Origin of the sequence: Streptomyces sp. NPDC018964, assembly GCF_044390325.1 — a bacterium.
GTDB lineage: Bacteria > Actinomycetota > Actinomycetes > Streptomycetales > Streptomycetaceae > Streptomyces.
In genome coordinates this window covers 19,704-38,322 of the sequence record NZ_JBIRYZ010000022.1, presented here as the reverse complement: position 1 = coordinate 38,322, position 18,619 = coordinate 19,704, and the positions used below count along the sequence as shown (strand labels likewise).

The 18,619-nt window shown below is 72.4% G+C and carries 14 protein-coding genes; 9 read left to right on the top strand and 5 right to left on the bottom strand.

Annotation, left to right across the window (positions count from 1 at the left end):
• Positions 1-80 precede the first annotated feature (80 nt).
• From ACH5AO_RS28550 to ACH5AO_RS28535, 4 genes are all read left to right on the top strand, one after another.
• Positions 81-2,324 carry an MMPL family transporter gene (locus ACH5AO_RS28550; RefSeq protein WP_398929563.1) on the top strand — a complete coding sequence of 748 codons (2,244 nt, stop codon included), beginning with the start codon at positions 81-83 and terminating at the stop codon, positions 2,322-2,324.
• Between the two features lie 128 nt (positions 2,325-2,452).
• Entirely contained in the window at positions 2,453-2,740 is a 288-nt protein-coding gene (locus tag ACH5AO_RS28545) for a DUF4190 domain-containing protein (protein ID WP_398929561.1), read from the top strand.
• A gap of 432 nt (positions 2,741-3,172) precedes the next feature.
• Positions 3,173-3,997, top strand: a complete 825-nt coding sequence (locus ACH5AO_RS28540; protein ID WP_398929559.1) for an SAM-dependent methyltransferase — start codon at positions 3,173-3,175, stop codon at positions 3,995-3,997.
• 56 nt (positions 3,998-4,053) lie between these two features.
• A complete protein-coding gene (locus ACH5AO_RS28535) occupies positions 4,054-4,563 on the top strand; it encodes a glutathione peroxidase (RefSeq protein WP_398929557.1) in 510 nt (169 codons plus the stop codon).
• A 182-nt stretch (positions 4,564-4,745) separates the two neighbouring features.
• On the opposite strand, the gene ACH5AO_RS28530 is transcribed toward ACH5AO_RS28535, so the two are convergent.
• From ACH5AO_RS28530 to ACH5AO_RS28520, 3 genes are all read right to left on the bottom strand, one after another.
• Positions 4,746-4,937, bottom strand: coding sequence for a DUF397 domain-containing protein (locus ACH5AO_RS28530; protein WP_398929555.1), 192 nt, complete (start codon positions 4,935-4,937; stop codon positions 4,746-4,748).
• 226 nt (positions 4,938-5,163) lie between these two features.
• A complete protein-coding gene (locus ACH5AO_RS28525; RefSeq protein WP_398929553.1) occupies positions 5,164-6,021 on the bottom strand; it encodes a helix-turn-helix domain-containing protein in 858 nt (285 codons plus the stop codon).
• 301 nt (positions 6,022-6,322) lie between these two features.
• Positions 6,323-7,078, bottom strand: a complete 756-nt coding sequence (locus tag ACH5AO_RS28520; protein ID WP_398929551.1) for a GPP34 family phosphoprotein — start codon at positions 7,076-7,078, stop codon at positions 6,323-6,325.
• A gap of 224 nt (positions 7,079-7,302) precedes the next feature.
• Here ACH5AO_RS28520 and ACH5AO_RS28515 point away from each other — a divergent pair, with 224 nt between their 5' ends.
• The 3 genes from ACH5AO_RS28515 (at position 7,303) to ACH5AO_RS28505 (ending at position 13,736) form a co-directional block, all read left to right on the top strand.
• Positions 7,303-9,987 carry a D-alanyl-D-alanine carboxypeptidase gene (locus ACH5AO_RS28515; protein ID WP_398929549.1) on the top strand — a complete coding sequence of 895 codons (2,685 nt, stop codon included), beginning with the start codon at positions 7,303-7,305 and terminating at the stop codon, positions 9,985-9,987.
• Positions 9,988-10,097: 110 nt separating this feature from the next.
• Positions 10,098-11,957, top strand: coding sequence for an MFS transporter (locus ACH5AO_RS28510; RefSeq protein WP_398929547.1), 1,860 nt, complete (start codon positions 10,098-10,100; stop codon positions 11,955-11,957).
• Between the two features lie 222 nt (positions 11,958-12,179).
• Positions 12,180-13,736 carry a sodium:solute symporter family protein gene (locus ACH5AO_RS28505; RefSeq protein ID WP_398929545.1) on the top strand — a complete coding sequence of 519 codons (1,557 nt, stop codon included), beginning with the start codon at positions 12,180-12,182 and terminating at the stop codon, positions 13,734-13,736.
• 175 nt (positions 13,737-13,911) lie between these two features.
• On the opposite strand, the gene ACH5AO_RS28500 is transcribed toward ACH5AO_RS28505, so the two are convergent.
• Positions 13,912-15,030 carry an ADP-ribosylglycohydrolase family protein gene (locus ACH5AO_RS28500; RefSeq protein WP_398929543.1) on the bottom strand — a complete coding sequence of 373 codons (1,119 nt, stop codon included), beginning with the start codon at positions 15,028-15,030 and terminating at the stop codon, positions 13,912-13,914.
• Between the two features lie 138 nt (positions 15,031-15,168).
• Positions 15,169-17,751 carry a tetratricopeptide repeat protein gene (locus ACH5AO_RS28495; RefSeq protein ID WP_398929541.1) on the bottom strand — a complete coding sequence of 861 codons (2,583 nt, stop codon included), beginning with the start codon at positions 17,749-17,751 and terminating at the stop codon, positions 15,169-15,171.
• Positions 17,752-17,841: 90 nt separating this feature from the next.
• On the opposite strand from ACH5AO_RS28495, the gene ACH5AO_RS28490 reads away from it, so the two are divergent.
• Together ACH5AO_RS28490 and ACH5AO_RS28485 are read left to right on the top strand one after the other, a co-directional pair.
• Complete coding sequence (locus ACH5AO_RS28490; RefSeq protein WP_398929539.1) at positions 17,842-18,354, top strand: DUF2165 domain-containing protein; 513 nt, start codon at positions 17,842-17,844, stop codon at positions 18,352-18,354.
• Positions 18,355-18,376: 22 nt separating this feature from the next.
• Entirely contained in the window at positions 18,377-18,613 is a 237-nt protein-coding gene (locus tag ACH5AO_RS28485) for a hypothetical protein (RefSeq protein WP_398929537.1), read from the top strand.
• Positions 18,614-18,619: the final 6 nt, after the last annotated feature.

The window sequence follows — 18,619 nt, the reverse complement described above, 5'->3', positions numbered from 1 at the left end:
CGGGGCACCGCGCCGGCTCCCCGCGCATCCGGCCGACACGCGTCGTCTTCACCTTCCTTCCGATACCGAGGAGAGCGCACGTGTTCGAACGTTTGGCCGAATTTACGATTCGACGATCCCGGCTGGTCCTCGTCGTCGCCGTCCTGGCGGTGGCCCTCATGGGCGTGCTCGGCGCCGGCGCGTTCAGCAAACTGCTCGGTGGCGGCTTCGACGACCCCGCCTCGGATTCCACCCGGGCGGCGAAGGTCATCGACGAGAAGTTCGGCGGTGAGACGAACCTGGTCCTGCTGGTCCGGGCCTCCGACGGCCGGGTCGACGCCCCCGACGCCCGACGCGGCGGGCAGGCCCTGACCGCCGACCTGGAAAAGGACGAGCGGCTCACCAACGTCGTCTCGTACTGGGAGTCGGGCAGCGACGGCCTCCTCTCCCGGGACGGCCGCGAGGCCATGGTGCTCGCCCATGTGACGGGCGACGAGACGCGGCAGCGGGAGAGCGCCCGGGAGATCATCGACGCCTACACCGGGGAGTACGGGAACGCCCTCACGGTCCGGGCCGGGGGCGGAGCCGCCGTGGGCGGCGAACTGTCGAAGCAGGTGGTCGACGATCTGGTGCTGGCCGAGGCCATCGCCATACCGCTCACCCTCGTCCTGCTGCTGTTCGTCTTCGGCAGCGTGGTCGCCGCCCTGCTGCCGCTGGCCATCGCCCTGATCGCCATCATCGGCTCGTTCGCCCAGCTCTCCCTGCTCGCGAGCGTCACCGACGTCGCCGACACCGCGACCAACCTCACCACCGCCCTCGGCCTCGGCCTCGGCATCGACTACGCCCTGCTGATGGTCAGCCGCTTCCGGGAGCAGCTCGCGACGGGGGCGAGCGTGGACGACGCCGTCCGGCGCACGGTGAGCACCGCGGGCCGGACCGTCGCGTTCTCCGCCGCGACCGTGGCGGCGGCGCTCGGGGCGCTCCTGGTGTTCCCGCAGTACTTCCTGCGCTCGTTCGGCTTCGCCGGGGTCGGGGTCGTCGCCATCGCCGCCGTCGGCACCCTGTTCGTCATGCCGGCCCTGCTGGCCGTCCTGGGGCACCGGGTCAACAGCGGGCGGCTGCCGTGGGCGAGGCCGGGGCGTACCGGCAGCCGGGCGCCGCTGTGGGGGCGGCTGGCCCGCACCGTCATGCGGCGGCCCGCGCTCACCACGCTTCCCGTGCTCGCGGTCCTGCTGCTGGCGGCGAGCCCGCTGCTGGGCATCACCTTCGGCACGTCGGACGAACGCGTGCTGCCCGAGGACGCCGAGAGCCGCCGGGTCTCCACCGTCCTGCGGGAGGACTTCGGCGGCAGCGAGGACTCGGCCCTGAACGTCGTCATCGACGAACCGGTGGGCGGGGCGCCGCTGGAGGCGTACGCCGTCGCGCTGTCCGGGATCGAGGGGGTCGTCCGCGTCGAGACCAGCGCGGGCGGCTACACCGGGGGACGGTCCACGGCGGCCGGTCCCGGCGACCCCGCGCTCGGCCGCGACGACGCGCAGCGGATCACCGTGGTGAGCGACCTGACGCCGAAGTCGGACGAGGCCCAGGACCTGGTGAGGGACGTCAGGGCGGTCGCCCCGCCCGCGGGGGCGCACCCCCTGGTGGGCGGCGTCGACGCCCGGCTGGTGGACTCCAAGGACTCCATCGGCGACCGGCTCCCGGTCGCCGTCGCGCTGATCGTCCTCACCACCTTCCTCCTGCTCTTCCTGTTCACCGGGAGCGTGGTGCAGCCGCTGCGCGCGCTGGCCCTGAACCTGATCAGCCTGGGCGCCACCCTCGGCGTCATGACCTGGATCTTCCAGGACGGCCACCTCTCCTCCCTGCTCGGCTTCACCGCGCAGCCGATGGAGCTGGCGATGACGGTGCTGATGTTCTGCATCGCCTTCGGCCTGTCGATGGACTACGAGGTGTTCGTCACCAGCCGCATCAAGGAACTCCACGACGCGGGCGAGGACAACGAGTCCGCCGTCGCGGGCGGACTCGGGCACACCGGACGCATCGTCAGCGCGGCGGCCTGCCTGCTCGCGGTCAGCTTCTTCGCCTTCGGCACCTCGCAGATCAGCTTCATGCAGATGTTCGGCCTGGGCAGCGGGCTGGCCATCCTCATCGACGCCATCGCCGTACGCGGCGTCCTCGTCCCCGCGGCGATGCGCCTGCTCGGCCGCTCGGCCTGGTACGCGCCGTCCTTCCTCCGCGGGTTCCACGACCGGTTCGGGATCAGCGAGAGCGGACCCGCGGCCGCCCCGGTGGCGGTGGCGGAGTCGCCGTACCCGAAGGACTCGGCCAAGGACTCGGCGAAGGTCTGACGGGGCGCGCGCCGTCCGGCCGGCCGGTCCGCATGGGAGCGCGGCGAGGGGGCATTCGGAACGGGCAAGTCAAATGTGAGGAAAATACGGCCCGTTCGGTCCGTGCAACCGACAACCGGGAGAATCCCATGACGAGTTACGGCAGCTCTTCCGCCGCGTCCTCCGGCTCGCGCACCAACGGCCTGGCGGTCGCGAGCCTGTGCTGCGGCATCATCGGACTGTTCCTCCTGAACATCGTCCTGGGCCCACTGGCCATCGTCTTCGGCGCCGTCGCCCGCCGCCGGCCGGCGGGCGGGAACGGTGCCGGGATGGCGAAGGCCGGCATCGTCCTCGGCATCGTCGACGTGGTCCTGTGGCTCGTGCTCCTGATCGTCGCCGCGAACAGCGGCGGGTTCAGCTGGTACGTGGGCGGCTGACGGCCCCCGCGGGAGGAGTCCGTACGTGCGGGTGGGCACCGGGTGCCCACCCGCACCGCGCGTGTCGGCCCGGGCGCCGGAAGGCGACGTCGAACGGGGCCGGCCGGGCCGACTCGCGGGCCGGTTCCCGGAGGAGGACCAGGCGCGGGCGGTGGGTGCGCAGGGGCACGGAGGTCGTCGTCCCCGCGGAGAGCATGGGCACCCGACGGTGAGGGTGACCTGCTGCTTCTCGGTGCGGGTCGGGCCCGGTGCGAGTTCGGTCCCGTGGACGAGGGTGCGCGGTTCATCCTGGGCCGTCCTGGGCCACCCTGGAGGAGGAACGGGAGGCCGTGGCGGCGCGGTGCCGTCGGGTTCCTCAACTCCCGGCGTGTGATGGCCGGTTGGCCTAGGTTGAGGGCGACTGGCCATCGACCGTTCCCAGGAGGATCGCCCGTGTCCGAGGACATCGCCCAGGACAGTTCCGGTTTCGCGGCACGTGCCCGGATCGACACGACCACGCCGCACTCGGCGCGGTTCTGGAACTACTTCGTCGGCGGGAAGGACCACTACAAGGTCGACCGGGAGATAGGGGACCAGATCAAGGGGATCTTCCCCGGGCTGGTCGACGTGGCGCACACCAGCCGGCGGTTTCTGGGGCGTGCCGTCCGGTACCTCGCCGGTGAGCAGGGCGTACGGCAGTTCCTGGACGTGGGCACGGGGCTGCCGACCGCCGACAACACGCACGAGGTGGCCCAGCGCGTCGCCCCGGACTCCCGGATCGTATACGTCGACAACGACCCGATCGTCCTCGCCCACGCGAACGCCCTGCTCACCAGCGCGCCCGAGGGGAGGACCGCGTACCTCGACGCCGATCTGTACGATCCCGAGGCCGTGCTGCGGGCCGCCTCCGACACGCTCGACCTGTCCCGGCCGGTCGCCCTGGTGATCCTCAACACGCTCGGCCACGTGGCCGACTACGAGCAGGCCCGTGACCTGGTGCGCCGGCTCATGGCGGGGCTCCCCCCGGGCAGTCACCTGGTGATCAGCGACAGTACGGCCACCAGCGAGGGCATGATCGCCGCGTCCGAGGCGTACAACTCCAGCGGTGCCGTGCCGTACCACGTGCGGAGCGTCGAGGAGGTCGCCGGGTTCTTCGACGGGCTGGAGCTGGTGGAGCCGGGTGTCGTACGGGTGCCCCAGTGGCGGCCGGACGGGGACGGCGACGGCGACGGCGCGGCACCCGTGGACGCCTACGGCGCCGTGGGCCGCAAGCCCTGACCGCCGGCCGGCGCGACGGCCGGTGCGCCGCACGCCGTGGGGCTAGGCTCGCGCTCATGACGACTGCAGAGAACAACGGCACCTCTCCCCTCGACGTCGAGATCGGCGCGCTGAACGGCGGCTCCGCCTCGCTCGCCCAGTACGCGGGGCGGGCCGTGCTCGTGGTGAACGTGGCCTCCAAGTGTGGGCTGACCCCGCAGTACGCCGGTCTGGAGCGGCTGCACGAGCGGTACGCGGAGCGGGGCTTCACCGTGCTCGGCGTGCCCTGCAACCAGTTCCTCGGTCAGGAGCCGGGCAGCGCGGAGGAGATCGCCGAGTTCTGCTCGGCGACGTACGGCGTGACCTTCCCGATGACCGAGAAGGTCGAGGTCAACGGGGAGGGGCGGCACGCCCTGTACGAGCGGCTGACCGGGTTCGCCGACGCGGAGGGGCACAGCGGGGACATCCGCTGGAACTTCGAGAAGTTCCTGATCGGGCGGGACGGCGAGGTCGTCGCCCGGTTCTCGCCGCAGACCGAGCCGGAGTCGGAGGAGGTCGTGGCGGCGGTGGAGAAGGCGATCGGCTGACCGCTCCGCGGAGAACGACGGGCGGAGCCGAAGGCCGAGGGGCTGACGTCGACGGGCCGCTGCCGCCTGACCGAGAGGGTGTGGGCCGAGCCCTCTCGGCCAGGACGGCGAGCTGTCGAGAGGGCCCTGTCGGTGGTGCTCGTACCGGTCCGGCGTCGCCCGGTGGGCGGTCGCCGGACCGGTCAGCCCTTGACCGAGGCCACGAAGGCGCTCCACGCGTCCGCGGGGAAGGCCAGCTTCGGACCCTCGGGAACCTTGGTGTCCCCGAGTTCCAGCGCCACCCCGGTGGTCGACCGGACCATCACGCACGCGCCGTTGTTGTTGGTGTAGGAGGACGTCGTCCACGTTTCCGTGGCGCCCAGACGAATTGCCATGTTCGCTCCGTAGCCAGATGCTGAGTTGCTGTCACCGGCCTGCGCGTTCCGGCGTGGACCCGCAGAACGGATTTTGCCAACCCTCACGGGTGGTTGGCGTGATCGACGCTACTCGCCTGCATCTTCCCTCGGAGCATTCGTTCACTCGACCGGGTGGCATATACCAGCCGAGACTTCCAACCTGGTATGCCAGCGGTGTACCATCCCGCCGCCTCCCGGCCGGTGTTCAGCGCGCGTAGTCCTTCGCGAGGCGCTCGACGAGCTGCCGGGACTGGTCCACGTTCAGCGACTGTGCCCGCAGGTGCTCGTACATCACCGTGTACTTCTGCACGTCGTGCGGCTTCTCCAGGTACAGGTCGCTGGTGACGCCCTCGATGTAGACGACGCTGGAGTCGGCCGTGTCGGCGAACTCCAGGATCGAGTACTGGCCGTTGATGCCGGCGTGCGCGCCGACCTCGAACGGCAGCACCTGCACGGTGATGTGCGGCAGCTGGGACAGCTCCATGACGTGCTCGAGCTGTTCCCGCATCACCTGCCGGCTCCCGACGACCCGGTGCAGCGCCGCCTCGTCCAGCACCACCCACAGCCGCAGCGGGTCCTTCTCGGCGGTGATCCGGCCCTGCCTGCGCAGCCGGACCTCGACCCGCTTGTCGTTGTCCTGCTCGGACGACTCCGGCGAACCGCCCTGGACGATCGCCTCGGCGTACGCACGGGTCTGCAGCAGACCGGTGACGATCTGGGGTTCGTAGACGCGGAGCGACTCCGCGTCCGTCTCCAGGCCGATGTAGACGCTGTACGGGATGTCGCCGAAGGCGTGCCACCAGCCCTGCTGGCGCGAGTCCTTGGCCATCTGCATCAGCGACTCGACGATCCGCTGGTCCTCCACCTCGTAGACCCCGCACAGATCGCGGACGTCACGCTGGCTGATGCTGCGCCTGCCGTTCTCCAGGCGGCTGATCTTCGACTGCGACACCAGCAGCCGTTCCGCCACCTCCTCGGCGGTCATGCCCTTGACCTCGCGGAGCCGGCGCAGCTCCTGGCCCAGCCGGCGCCGCCTGACGGTGGGATTGACATTGGACGCCACGGGACGTGCACCTCCGGCTGCGTGCCTCATTACTTGCCACTTTGCGTGTCTGCTGGGGAGCAGACTGCCACCAAGGTGCTTCCCACCGCTGGGAAACGGTGGATATACGGCGGGTGCCCGCCACCGCACGGTGCGATGGCGGGTGCCGGTGCGCGACGGCACCGGACGCGGGTGCGCCGAGCGGGGTGGGGAGAACCCGTGCGTTCTCTCCACCCCGCTCGGATCGCGGCTCCCGTGACCGGGTCCGTCGGCCGCGGATCCACGGGCCGTCGCGTGTCGTCGGCCCTGGGGGACCTACGGCTCAGTGGGCCGCGGCGCGTGCCATGGATCCGCGGTGCGGTTGCGCCGGAACGCCTCGGGCGGGTTCCGGTGCGCCCCGGCCGCCGGCGGGGGCCTGCCGGCCTGCCGGAGCGGGGCTGCGGCGCGGCTGGGCCGCCACGCCGTTCTGGACGTCCATCACGGCGTGCGCGACGAGTCCGCCCATCGGGTCGTGCCGGATCAGGTCCCGCAACCGGGAACGCGAGGAGCGTCCCTCGTTCCCCGGGTACAGGTGCTTGCCGAGGCCGACCGCGTGCGCCAGCGCGGCGAGCGCCGCGGTCCGCGGGTCCGGCGGGACGCCGGTGCGGATCGCGGAGTCCAGCCGGGTTCTGATCTCCCGGCTGATCTCGGTGTCCGTCGCCTGGTAGCGAGTCGTCGGCAGCACCCCGCACATCTGTCCGGCCACGGCGTGCACCATGCCGCACCGTTCCAGATGCGAGAGGTAGGTCTGGCGCAGCCCGAGACGCGGCCCGCCGATCCAGTGGACCGCCCGTACCGGAGCGCCGCGCCTTCGCAGCAACTCCAACGCGCAGTCCAGTGTTGGGTCTCCAGTCGGCCGTGGCACCACCACGGCGATACGATCCCCGTCTGGGGCTATCCGTCCGGCCAGCGCCAGCTCCACTAGCTGTGCTCCGGCCAGACCCAGGTCGAGCGACTGCGGCTGTGCAGTGGTACCCGTGGCCGGGTCCAGTGCCAGCAACAGAAGCTCCTCCGGAAGTGTTCTGCGGCTCCTGCCCATCCATGCCTCCCCGCGTGGATGAATGACAGGGTGACCCCTCTCACATTGGTCTGTCGAGGGTGCGTGACCGGTTCGTAGTGGAACCAGTAGGTATGTCGTTCTCGTCTACCGCGTGGGGGGAAGCCCGCACACAGGACACTGGTACACGGTTCGGACAGGGTCGTGGAGCACTGTCGCGGGCGGGCGGTTCACGGTTCGGTTGGCGCACGCGGGGCGTGCGGCACATGGAGGAGGCATCGGTGGCGGGCGAGTCCCCCGACAGGTCGAAGCAGCGCGAGTCGTCGGAAGGTACGACGTCGGGGAGCGGGGGCCCGGTTCCCGGGAAGCGGGACCCCCGGTTGGCGGTGAGCCGCGGGGCCGAGCCCGCCGAGGGCAGCGGGGCCGTCGACACGGCCACCCGTGTGCTGTCCACCCGCGACGGCGCACCCGCCGACGGGGACGGCGAGTCCGGCCGCCTGCGCGAGGCGGTGGCCACATGGGTCCGCCCGGCGGACCCGGACGAGGACGGGGCGGAGGACGCCACCGGCGGGCCGGAGGACGCCTCTGGGTCCGGTACGGGCGCCTCTGAGGCCGGTAGCACCTCCGGAGCCGGTACGGGCACCTCCGGGACCGGTACGGGCACTTCCGGGGTCAGTACGGGCGTGGATGTGCCGGAGTCGGGCACGAACGAGCCGGAGTCGGGCGGCTCCGGTGCCCGGGACGGGTCCGGGACGGAACCGGAGCCCGGCCGGGCGGACGCCTCGGACGAGGACATCGCCGGGCGGACGACTGCCGCCGCGGAGCCGGAGGACGAGGCCGCGGAGGCTCCCGAGGACGCGACGGACGCCTCCCACGGCCAGGGCGGCCCCGAGGGCGCCGGGAGCGGGACGCCCGCCGTCACGGCCGAGGCGCCCCGCGACGAGGAGGAGCCCGAGAAGGCCGGAACGGACACGGACGCACCCACGACCGACGCCTCCGCAGGCGACACGCCCCGCGCCAAGGACGGGGCTGAGGACGCCGCTGACGCCGGGGCGGACACGAACACGCCCAAGGCCGGCGCCTCCACGGGCAGCGACACGCACCGCCCCGAGGAGGGGCCCGAGAGCGCCGGGACGGACACGGACGCACCCACGGCCGACGCCTCCGCGGGAGACGCGCCCCGCGACAAGGACGCCGCGCAGGGCGTGCCGGCCGCCGGTGCGGCGAAGGACGTCGCCCCGGGCGGGGAGGGCCGCGGGACGGGCTCGTCCGAAGGCGACGGCGGGAAGCCGGCCGACGACGCCTCCACCGACGAGGACGATGACGAGGACGAGCCCGGGGACGGACCGGCGGCGGATGACGCCCCCGAGGCCGACACCGCGGGCGGCGGGCCGAAGGCCGAGGGCCCCGTCGACCAGCCCACCGCCGTGTTCCGCACCGGGCGGCCCTCCGCGCCGGCCGTGGACCAGCCCACCACCATGCTGAAGCTGGGCGGCGCGGGCCGCGGGGCCGCGGCCGAGGCCGAGGCCGAGTCCGAGCGGACCAGCAAGTTCGTCGCGCTCAAGCGGGACGAGGACCTCGGCGGCCGCAAGCCTTCCGCCGCCCCCGCCGCGCCCACCGCCGCGCTCCCGCAGGTCGGCCCCGAGCGGACCACCCAGCAGCCGCTGCCGCCCAGGCCGCCGCTGGACCTGCTGGCCGAGCTGACCAACACCCCGCCGCCGCCGCAGACCCCGCTGCGGACGGCCGTGCGGCGGGTCAAGATCTGGGCGCCGCTGGTCGTGCTCCTCGTGATCGTCTTTGCGATCGTGCAGGCCGTACGCCCGCTGCCGACTCCCACCCTGGTGCTCACCGCGGAGGACACCCACACCTTCGACGGCGACCAGGTGAAGCTGCCCTGGCCGGGCGAGGGCCAGGGGTGGATGAGCGGCGACGGCATCGGCACGATGGACCACTTCGGTGAGCAGGAGCCGGTCGCCATCGGCTCGGTCGCCAAGACCATGACGGCGTACATCATCCTGCGCGAGCACCCGCTGAAGCCCGGCGAGGAAGGCCCGAAGATCGAGGTCGACGCGAAGGCGGAGAAGGAGGGCGGCTACGACAAGGCCGGCGAGTCCACGCTCAACACCGTCAAGGCCGGTGACTCCCTCACCGAGAAGCAGGCGCTGTCGGCCGTCATGATCCCCTCCGCGAACAACATCGCGCGTCTGCTGGCGCGTTGGGACGCGGGCTCCGAGGAGGCGTTCGTCAAGAAGATGAACGACACCGCCAAGGAACTCGGGATGACCGACACGACGTACACCGACCCCTCGGGGCTGAAGGAGACCACCGTCTCCACCGCCGAGGACCAGACGAAGCTCGGCATCGCGGCCATGAGGAACCCCGCCATGGTGGCCATCACCAGCGCGGCCAGCTGGACGGACCCGAGTGGGCAGTACTGGAGCAACTACAACGAGCTGCCGTACACGATGGGCGCGATCGGCATCAAGACCGGCTCCACCACCAAGGCCGGCGGCAACCTGCTCTTCGCCGCCCGCAAGAAGGTGGGCGGCCGGGAGATCACCGTCGTCGGCGCGATCCTCGGCCAGCACAAGGGCCCGTCGATCCTGGACACGGTCAACGACGTCAGCAAGCCCGCGCTGCGCGCCGCCCAGGATGCGCTGACCTCGACGGAGATCCTGAAGAAGGGCACCGTCGTCGGGTACGTGGACGACGGTCTCGGCGGCCGTACGCCCGTCGCCGTCACCGAGGACGTCAAGGCGGTCGGCTGGGCGGGCCTCGAGGTGAAGCTGACGTTCGCCGCGGAGGAGCTGCCGCACACGGCCGGGGCCGGCACGAAGGTGGGCACGCTCACCGTGGGCGACGGCACGAACGGTGCCGTCAAGGTGCCGGTCGCCCTGCAGGAAGACCTCGTGGAGCCCGGCTTCACGGACAAGCTGACGCGTCTCGGCTGATCCGGGACCATACGGAGCCGGCGGCCGCCGCCCACCCGGGCGACGGCCGCCGGACTGCGTGCTAGCGTCACGAAACGGGCAAGCAGACGGGATACGGGGAGTGCCTTCAGGTGGCCACAGCGGAGCCGACACGCGCCGACGACGCCGATCCGGATCCGGGATCCGGCCCGCGAATACCCGTACCCGGGGATCAGCGGCAGCGGTCTCCTGAGCAGCCGCCCGGACAACCGCCCGGCGCCCTCGTGGCCGCCGTCCTCGCCGTGCGCGCCCGCATGCTGCGGCACCCGGTGCTGTCCGTCACCGCTCTCGCCGGCCTGCTGCACATCGTCTGGTTCTTCACGTTCGCCAACAGTGGCGGGGACCTCGCCGCGCAGGACGCGTGGGCCGAGTTCGTCGGCCGGCACCCGGACTCGGCGTACAACCTCGCCTGGTACGGCGGCATGCACCCGGTGTCGTACAGCGTGGTGTCGCCGTACCTGATGTCGGTCCTCGGTGTGCGGACCACGATGATGGTCGCGGGCACGGTGTCGGCGGGGCTGCTGACGCTGGTGCTGATGCGCAGCCGGGTCGTGCGCAATCCCCTGTGGGCCGCGCTCGCGGGCGTGTTCGCGCTGCTGTGCAACGCGGCCTCGGGGCGGGTGACGTACGGGCTCGGCACGATGTTCGCGCTCGGCGCGGTCGCCGTCGTCTTCTGCTGGCCGTACCGCTGGCGCTACAAGCGGTGGGCGAAGGCCCTGTGCGCGGCCCCGCTGGCGGCGCTGGCCACCATGGCCTCGCCGGTCGCGGGCCTGTTCGTGGGTCTGGTGGCGGTGGCGCTGTTCCTGCAGAAGCGCCGGCCGGGGGCGTGGGCGCTGGGTCTCGCGCCGAGCGCGGTGGTGGCGGTGTCGGCGTGGCTGTTCCCGTTCTCGGGGACCCAGCCGATGGGCATCGGCTCGGTGATCCTGCCGCTGGTGTACTCGGTCCTGGTGTACGTCCTGGTCCCCGCGGAGTGGAGGACCGTGCGGATCACGGCCGCGGTGTACGGGCTGGGGATCGTGCTGGTGTGGCTGATCAGTTCGCAGATCGGGTCGAACATGACCCGGCTGTCGATGCTGTTCGCCGGGGTGGTGCTGGTGGCGGCGCTGCCGTTCGCGGTGCCGAAGTCCCTCACCTGGTACGCGGTCGTCGTCGCCTGCGTCGGCTTCCACGGCTGGATCGGCTTCAAGACGGTCGACGACGTCGTGCACACCACGCCGCGCGCGTCCTGGGCGCGCGAGCTGGCGCCGCTGGTGAACGAACTCCAGGAGGTCGGTGCCGGACGGGGCCGCGTGGAGGTCGTGCCGGCCCGCTCGCACCGCGAGGCGTCCGCCCTCGCCCCGTACGTCAACCTGGCCCGGGGCTGGAACCGGCAGGCCGACATGGAGCGCAACCCGCTCTTCTACGACGACACCCTCAACTCGGCGAACTACCACGAGTGGTTGAAGCGCTGGGGCGTGCACTTCGTGGTGCTGCCGAAGGACGAGCCGGACGGTGACGGCGGCCAGCGGGAGCGGGAGCTGGTGCAGCGCGGGCTGCCGTATCTGGAGCAGATCTGGGGCGACGCCAACTGGCAGCTGTTCGCGGTGGAGGCGCCGACCCCGCTGGCGGAGCCGAACACGGTGGTGGAGCGGGCCGAGCAGGGCGAGTGGACGCTGCGGGTGGAGAAGGCGGGCCGGATCCTGATCCGGGTCCCGTACTCGCCGTGGCTGGGCCTCGTCGACGCCGAGGGCGAGGCGCTGGAGCCCCCGCGGGAGACGGAGGAGTCCGAGAACCGTCCGGAGGGCGAGCCGAAGACGTACGAGAACGTCCACGGCTGCCTGAGGGAGACGGAGGAGGACGCGAACGGTGACACGTGGACGACGCTGCTCGCGCCCCGGCCGGGGACGTACCGCCTGGCGGCTCCGTACCAGTGGGGGGAGCGGGGCACTCCCTGCCCGGACGAGCTGCGCTGACCCGGGGGCGGCTCCGCCCCCTCCCCATTCGTTCATGATGATGAACGCAAGTCAGCTAGCCGAACATTTTTACCTGCTCTTGACCTTACGCTTTCTTGTCATGATCGCGCCATCGCGCCCACGATGAGCGGGCACTTCGCGGCCTTCCTCGTCCCTACCCCACCCAGGCGAAGTGCCAACCAGCTGGGTGGCGTTCACAAGGAAGACCCTGGAAGGGGGGACATGAACGGTCTCGACTGGGCGGTTCTCATCGGCTACTTCGCCGTGATGGTCGCCATCGGTGTCTGGTCGCACAAGCGGGTGGACAACGTCAGCGACTTCTTCACGGCCGGCGGCAAGATGCCGTGGTGGCTCTCCGGCATCTCCCACCACATGTCGGGGTACAGCGCGGTGATGTTCACCGGCTACGCCGGCATCGCCTACACCTACGGCGTCACGTCCTTCGTCACCTGGTCGTTCCCCATCGCCTTCGGCATCGCCATCGGGTCGAAGCTGTTCGCCCCGCGGATCAACCGGCTGCGCTCCCGGCTCCACGTGGCGTCCCCGCTGGAGTACCTGAAGAACCGCTACGACCTGAAGACGCAGCAGGCGCTGGCCTGGTCCGGCATGCTGCTGAAGATCGTGGACGTGGGCGCGAAGTGGGCGGCCATCGCCACCCTGTTGTCGGTGTTCACCGGCGTCTCGCTCAACCAGGGCATCCTCATCACCGGTGTCGTCACGGCGATCTACTGCACCATCGGCGGCCTGTGGGCGGACGCGCTGACCGAACTCGGCCAGTTCATCATCCAACTCCTGGCCGGTATCGCCATGTTCGTCGCCGTGGTGATCGAACTCGGAGATCACGGCGGCTTCTTCGGGGCGTGGGACGAGCCCGAGCTCCAAGGCCACGGGGAGCCGCTGGTCGGACCGTACGGCACGATCTTCCTGCTGGCGTTCCTCTTCATCAAGCTGTTCGAGTACAACGGCGGCATGCTCAACCAGGCCCAGCGCTACATGGCCACCCCCAACGCCCGCGAGGCGGAGCGCTCGGCGCGGCTGTCGGCGGTGCTGTGGCTGGTCTGGCCGGTGATCCTGTTCTTCCCGATGTGGATGTCACCGCTGCTGGTGGAGTCCCAGAAGCCCGACGGCTCCGACTCCTACGCCCTGATGACCGAACAGCTGCTGCCGCACGGCCTGCTGGGCCTGGTCATCGTCGGCTTCTTCTCCCACACGATGGCCATGTGCTCCTCCGACGCCAACGCCATCGCGGCCGTCTTCACCCGTGACGTGGCGCCGGTGCTGTCGGAGAAGGCGCGGCTGTGGGGCGAGCGGTCGGGGCTGATCGCGGCCCGCGTGACGACGGTGGTCTTCCTCGGCCTGTCCATGGCGGTGGCGACGCAGGTCAACTCGCCGACCTTCAAGGACATCATCACGGTCGTCATCAAGTGGGTGGCCGGGCTGATGGGCCCGATCGCCATCCCGATGATGCTCGGTCTGCTGCGGCCGTTCCGCCGCTCCGGCCCGACGGCTGCGCTCACCAGCTGGGCGCTGGGCCTGCTGGCGTTCTGGCTGGTGAACTACCCGATCCACTGGGCGATCGACGGCGGGGTGCCGCTGGAGTACCAGGTGTCGATCCCGCTGGCGGTCTCGCTGGTCCTGTACGTCCTGATCGGCTACGTGAAGCCGGAGGACACTCCGGAGCGGATGGCGATCATCGAGCGCGTCAACACGGACGACGACGGCGACTCGGCTGCCGCGGCAGCGGTGCCGTCTCCTGCGCCGGTGCGGGATCAGGCGTAGTTTTCCGCCCCCGCCGCCCTTACCCGTCCCATCCCGGGGGCGCTGCCCCCGGACCCCCGCTCCTCAAGCGCCGGAGGGGCTGAAACTTAGCCCCTCCGGCGTTTGAGGAGCGGGGTCTGGGGCGGAGCCCCGGGTTCGGGACGGGAAGGGGCGGCGGGGGCGGAAAAGCTCGGGCTCAAGCCCCCCGCGGATACCGCGCCAGCCACGCCGGTGAAGACCCCGCGGGCCCGTGCAGCGCGGGCCCCTGGGTCATCTCCATCGCGAAGTCGTCGGCGAGTTCCAGGATCGTGGGACGGCCCTCCAGTTCGGCCAGCCAGGCCGGCGGGAGGGCCGTCTCGCCGTGCAGCGCCCCGAGCAGCCCGCCGGCCAGCGCCCCGGCGGCGGCGCTGGGACCGTCGTGGTTCACGGCCAGGCACAGCCCCTGCCGTACGTCCTCCCCCACCAGCGCGCAGTACACGGCGGCGGCGAGCACCCCCTCGGCGGTGGCGTTCCCGACCAGCTCCGTGACCCGCCGCGCGGTGGGGATTCCCTGCCGTACGGCACCCAGCGCGTGCTGGAGCGCTTCCGACACCGGCTGGTGGCCGGGCAGGGCGGCCAGCAGCGCGAGCGCCCGCCGCACCGCCGTGTCCAGGCTCTCGCCCCGGACCAGCGCGTGCACGATCACGGCGTACGCGCCCGCCGCGAGGCGGGCGACCGGGTGGCCGTGGGTCTGCGCCGCGCACTCCACGGCGAGCTGGGCGACGAGCTGCGGCTCCCAGCCGACGAGCAGCCCGAACGGCGCGGACCGGGCGGCGGCCTCGGAACCCGCCGCAGCGGGGTTCTTGGGCGCCTCGAGCGTCCCCATCACCTCGTCCCCGAGCCCCAGCAGCAGCGCGCGGGCGGGGCCCCGGCGGGCGTACAGCCACTCCTCGCGCGCCAGCCACCCGTCCTCCTCGCGCCGCTCGTCCGGGCCCCAGTCCCGCTGGGTGGTGGCCCAGCGCAGATACGCCCGGTGCAGATCGGTCGGCGGGTGCCAGGCGCCGGTGTCGCGCCGCACCTGGGCGCGGATCAGTCCGTCCACGGAGAAGAGGGTGAGCTGGGTGTGGTGGGTGACGGCACCGCGGCGGCCGTGGGCGGGGGCGAGGTCGGCGAGGCCCTCCGCGCCGTGCGCCTGCCGTATCCCCTCGGCCGTCACCCCGTCCACGGGCGCGCCCAGCGCGTCCCCGAGGGCGACCCCGAGCAGCGTCCCGCGCACCCGGCTGCGGAAGTCCTGTTGCTCCCGGCGCCCCCACACGGGCCCGGCAGTACCGGCCACCACGACCTCCCAGGCACCGTCCGTTCGTACGACGCCCAGCACTGTAATCGAACGGGGACGGTCGGTTCAGGGGGTGAATCGGGATGCGGAGTGTGAGGCCTGTGAAGCGAGTGATCGGAAGGGGGCGGACAGGGGAATTCAGCCCTCGCGGTGGCGGACGACCACCTCCCGCTGGGTGCGCGCCCAGGCGTAGGAGGGGTCGAGTTCCAGGGCGCGGTCCAGGTCGGCCAGGGCCTCCGCGTGGCGGCCGAGGTTGAAGCGGCTCACGCCCCGGCTCGCGTACGCCGACGCGTACGCGGGGTCGAGGGCGAGCGCGTGGTCGTAGGCGGTGAGGGCCTCCTCGTCGCGGCCGGCGGCGCGGAGCGCGTCGCCGCGTTCGCAGTGGGCCCACGGGGAGTCGGGCCGCAGGGCGACGGCCCGGTCGAGGTCGGCGAGCCGGCGTCCGGGTTCGCCGAGTTCCCGCCACACGCGGGCCCGGCGGATCAGCGCCCAGGGGTAGTCGCGGTCGAGTTCCAGGGCCCGGTCCAGTGCGATGAGCGCGGCGGCCGGGGCGCCGAGGGCGAGACGGGTGGCGCCGAGGGAGGCCCAGGCGTAGGCGTGCCCCGGGTCCAGGACGAGGGCCGCGCGCAGGTCCCGCACCGCCGCCGAGTGGTGGCGCAGGACGCGGTGGTACTCGCCCCTCAGGGCGAGGAGGCCGGCGTCCCGGGGCGCCAGACGGACCGCGTGCGCCAGGTGGGAGACGGCGGCCGGGTAGCTGCCGCGGGCGGCGGCCAAAACGGCCCTGCCCCGGTGCAGCCGGGCCGCCAGGGAGGAGGAGAGCGCGGCACCGAGGTCCACCTCGCCCGTCCCCGGCACGGGCGGCTCGGCGCGCGAGATGCCTACGTTGTTGACGCCTCCGTAGATGCGTACGTACGCGGCGTCGTCCGCGCGGACCTCCTCGTCCGCGGCCCCGGCCGGCCCTCCGGGCGGGACGGCTCCGGCCGGCCCCCCGGGCAGGGCGGCCCCGGGGGCCGGCCACGGGCCGCCCAGCAGGTCGGCGTCGTCCAACGTCCGCTGCCGGAACCTGGAGGCACCGCCCACCGGATCCTCGGCGGGCGGTACGGGCACATGGCTCAGCATCCGGTCCAGTACGGCCCCCGGGCCGCCCTCCCCGAGCGCCTCGGACAGTTCCCGCCACCAGACGGTCACCAGCGCCAGGTCCGCGTCCCGGCCCGCGTCGCCCAGCAGCCGCACCCACCGCTCGGCCACGGCCTCACCCTGCTCGCAGGCCTCGACCAGGTCCCGGACCACCAGCCGCGGCGCGCTCGGGTCCCGGGCGCACAGCAGGTGGTACGACTCCGCCAGCCGCAGTTCCCGCCACTCCTCGTCCGCCCAGAGCGCACCGGCGTCCCGCCCGACCTCGCCCTCCTCACGCCACCGGCGGAACGTGCCGGCCAGGTGCCGGTGGCGTTCCGCCCACCCGCGCGGGGAGCGGGTGCGCTGCCACCGCAGCATCGGGGCGCGTACGACGTCGTGGTAGCGGAGCCGCGCGGCGCGCTCGTCGGTGAACGCCAGTCCGCCCAGCCAGTCGTAGAGCTCGTCGCACCGCTCCTCCGGGCAGGCGGCCGCCACCCGGAAGACGTCCGCGTCCAGCCAGCGCGGCAGCGCGCCCCAGACCGCGGCGGCCCTGCGCGCGGGTTCCCGCTCCCACTTCAGGAACCGTTCGACCGCCGGCGCGCTCGGGTCGTGCACGTCGTCGGGTCCGGCGGGCCGGGTCCCGGCGAGGGTGGAGACCAGGACCGGGAGGCCGCCGGTGAGCCGCAGGACCTCGGCGACGACCGGTTCCGCCGTGACGCCCCGGCCGGCGAGCAGGTCACGCGTCTCCGCCTCGGTGAACGGCTGGAGCGGCACCGCGGTCATGAAATCCGCGAAGCCGCCCCAGCGGGCGGTGTCGAGGGGGTGCTGGCCGGCGGTCACGACGATCACGGTGGCGGGCAGGACGCCGTGGCGGTCGGTCGTCATCAGGTCGTGCAGCCAGCCGTCGAGGAAGGGGCCGGTCCGCTCGTAGGTGTCGAAGAACAGCACGATCCACGGCACCGAGGCGGCGGCGTCGGCGAGTTCCCTCGTCAGCACCGGGGTGAGGACGCTCTCCGGGGAGAGGACCAGCCGCACGTCCTCGTGGCTGCGGAAGCGCGCGCCGAGCCCGGAGCGCAACCGGTCGGCGCCCTGGGCGAGTTGCCCCGGATCGACGGCGCCGGCGAAGGCGCCGACGCCCGGGATCAGTCCGAGCCCGGCCAGTCCCGCCCGGGCCAGCGCCATGCTGCCCGCCGACGGGCCGCCGGCGTCCGGCCGCGGGTCCAGTGCGGCGAGGGCGGCGAGTTCCGCCTCGTGGCGCCGTTCGCGGTGGGCGGTCAGGAGCCTGTCCAACTCCTTGAAACGGTGCCCCTGGTCGCCGGCCTGACGGCACACCGCGGCCAGCACCTCGGGCACGCTGCCCGCGCTCTCGTCGACGTACGCGGTCAGCGCCCCCCGTTCCCGGGCGATCTGCTCGAACTCCCGGAGCAGGAAGGTTTTCCCCACTCCGGAGTCGCCGTGCACGTGGAACAGGAAGCGGTGCCGTTCCTCCTCGGGCGAGGTGTCGAAGTTCGCCCGGAACAGCTCGCGTTCGGCGTCGCGTGCCACGAGTCCGGCGCGTCTGCGCCGCTGGACGATCTGCTGCATCGACGACCGTGCCTGCGCCACGCGAACGTCTCCTCACCCCGGAACCCGACGCACCCCATTCTCGCTCAACCGGCAGGGGAGACAACGGTGGTTGCGGGGAAGGAAGAGGACATGCCCACCACGACCCCACGCGGCGCGCCGCCCCTCGCCGCCACGCTCCTCACCGCCTCCGTCGCCCTCTACATGGCGCTGGTCGCCTTCGGCAACATCACGGACTTCGGGACGAACCAGGAGTTCGTCCGGCACGTCCTCGCGATGGACACCACGTTCGAGGACGAGGACCTGATGTGGCGCGCGATCACGAACGAGGGCGTGCAGGACGCCGCGTACGTCGCGATCATCGTCTGGGAGACGGCCGCCGCGCTGGTCCTGGTGTACGGCACCTGGCTCTGGGCCCGCCACGACCACCCGCGCGCCCGCCGTGTCTCCACCTACGGCCTGCTGATGGTGATGCTCCTGTTCGGCGCCGGTTTCATGGCGATCGGCGGCGAGTGGTTCGCGATGTGGCAGTCGGAGGACTGGAACGGCCTGGACGCGGCGCTGCGGGTGTTCGTCCTCAGCGGGGTGGTCCTGCTGGTCGACCACCTGCCGGTGGCCCCCACCGAAAAGCGCGACGCCCACTGAGGGGCCGCAGTACCTTCACCCCATGTCCCTTCCCATGAGCGCCTCCTCCGTGGAGGCGGCTCGCGCGGCCCTCCTGCGCGTGATCCCCTCGGTCTTCCCGTGGGTCCGGCATCTCTCGGCAGCCGAGCGGGAGGAGTTCGCGGCCGAACTCCTCGGGGCCATGGACGATGCGCCCGGCCGGGATCCCCACGCCGATGTCCATCGGACCGTCGTCGAGTGGCGCGCGACCGCACGCGTCCTCGCCGAGCTCGGGGAATGACCGGCC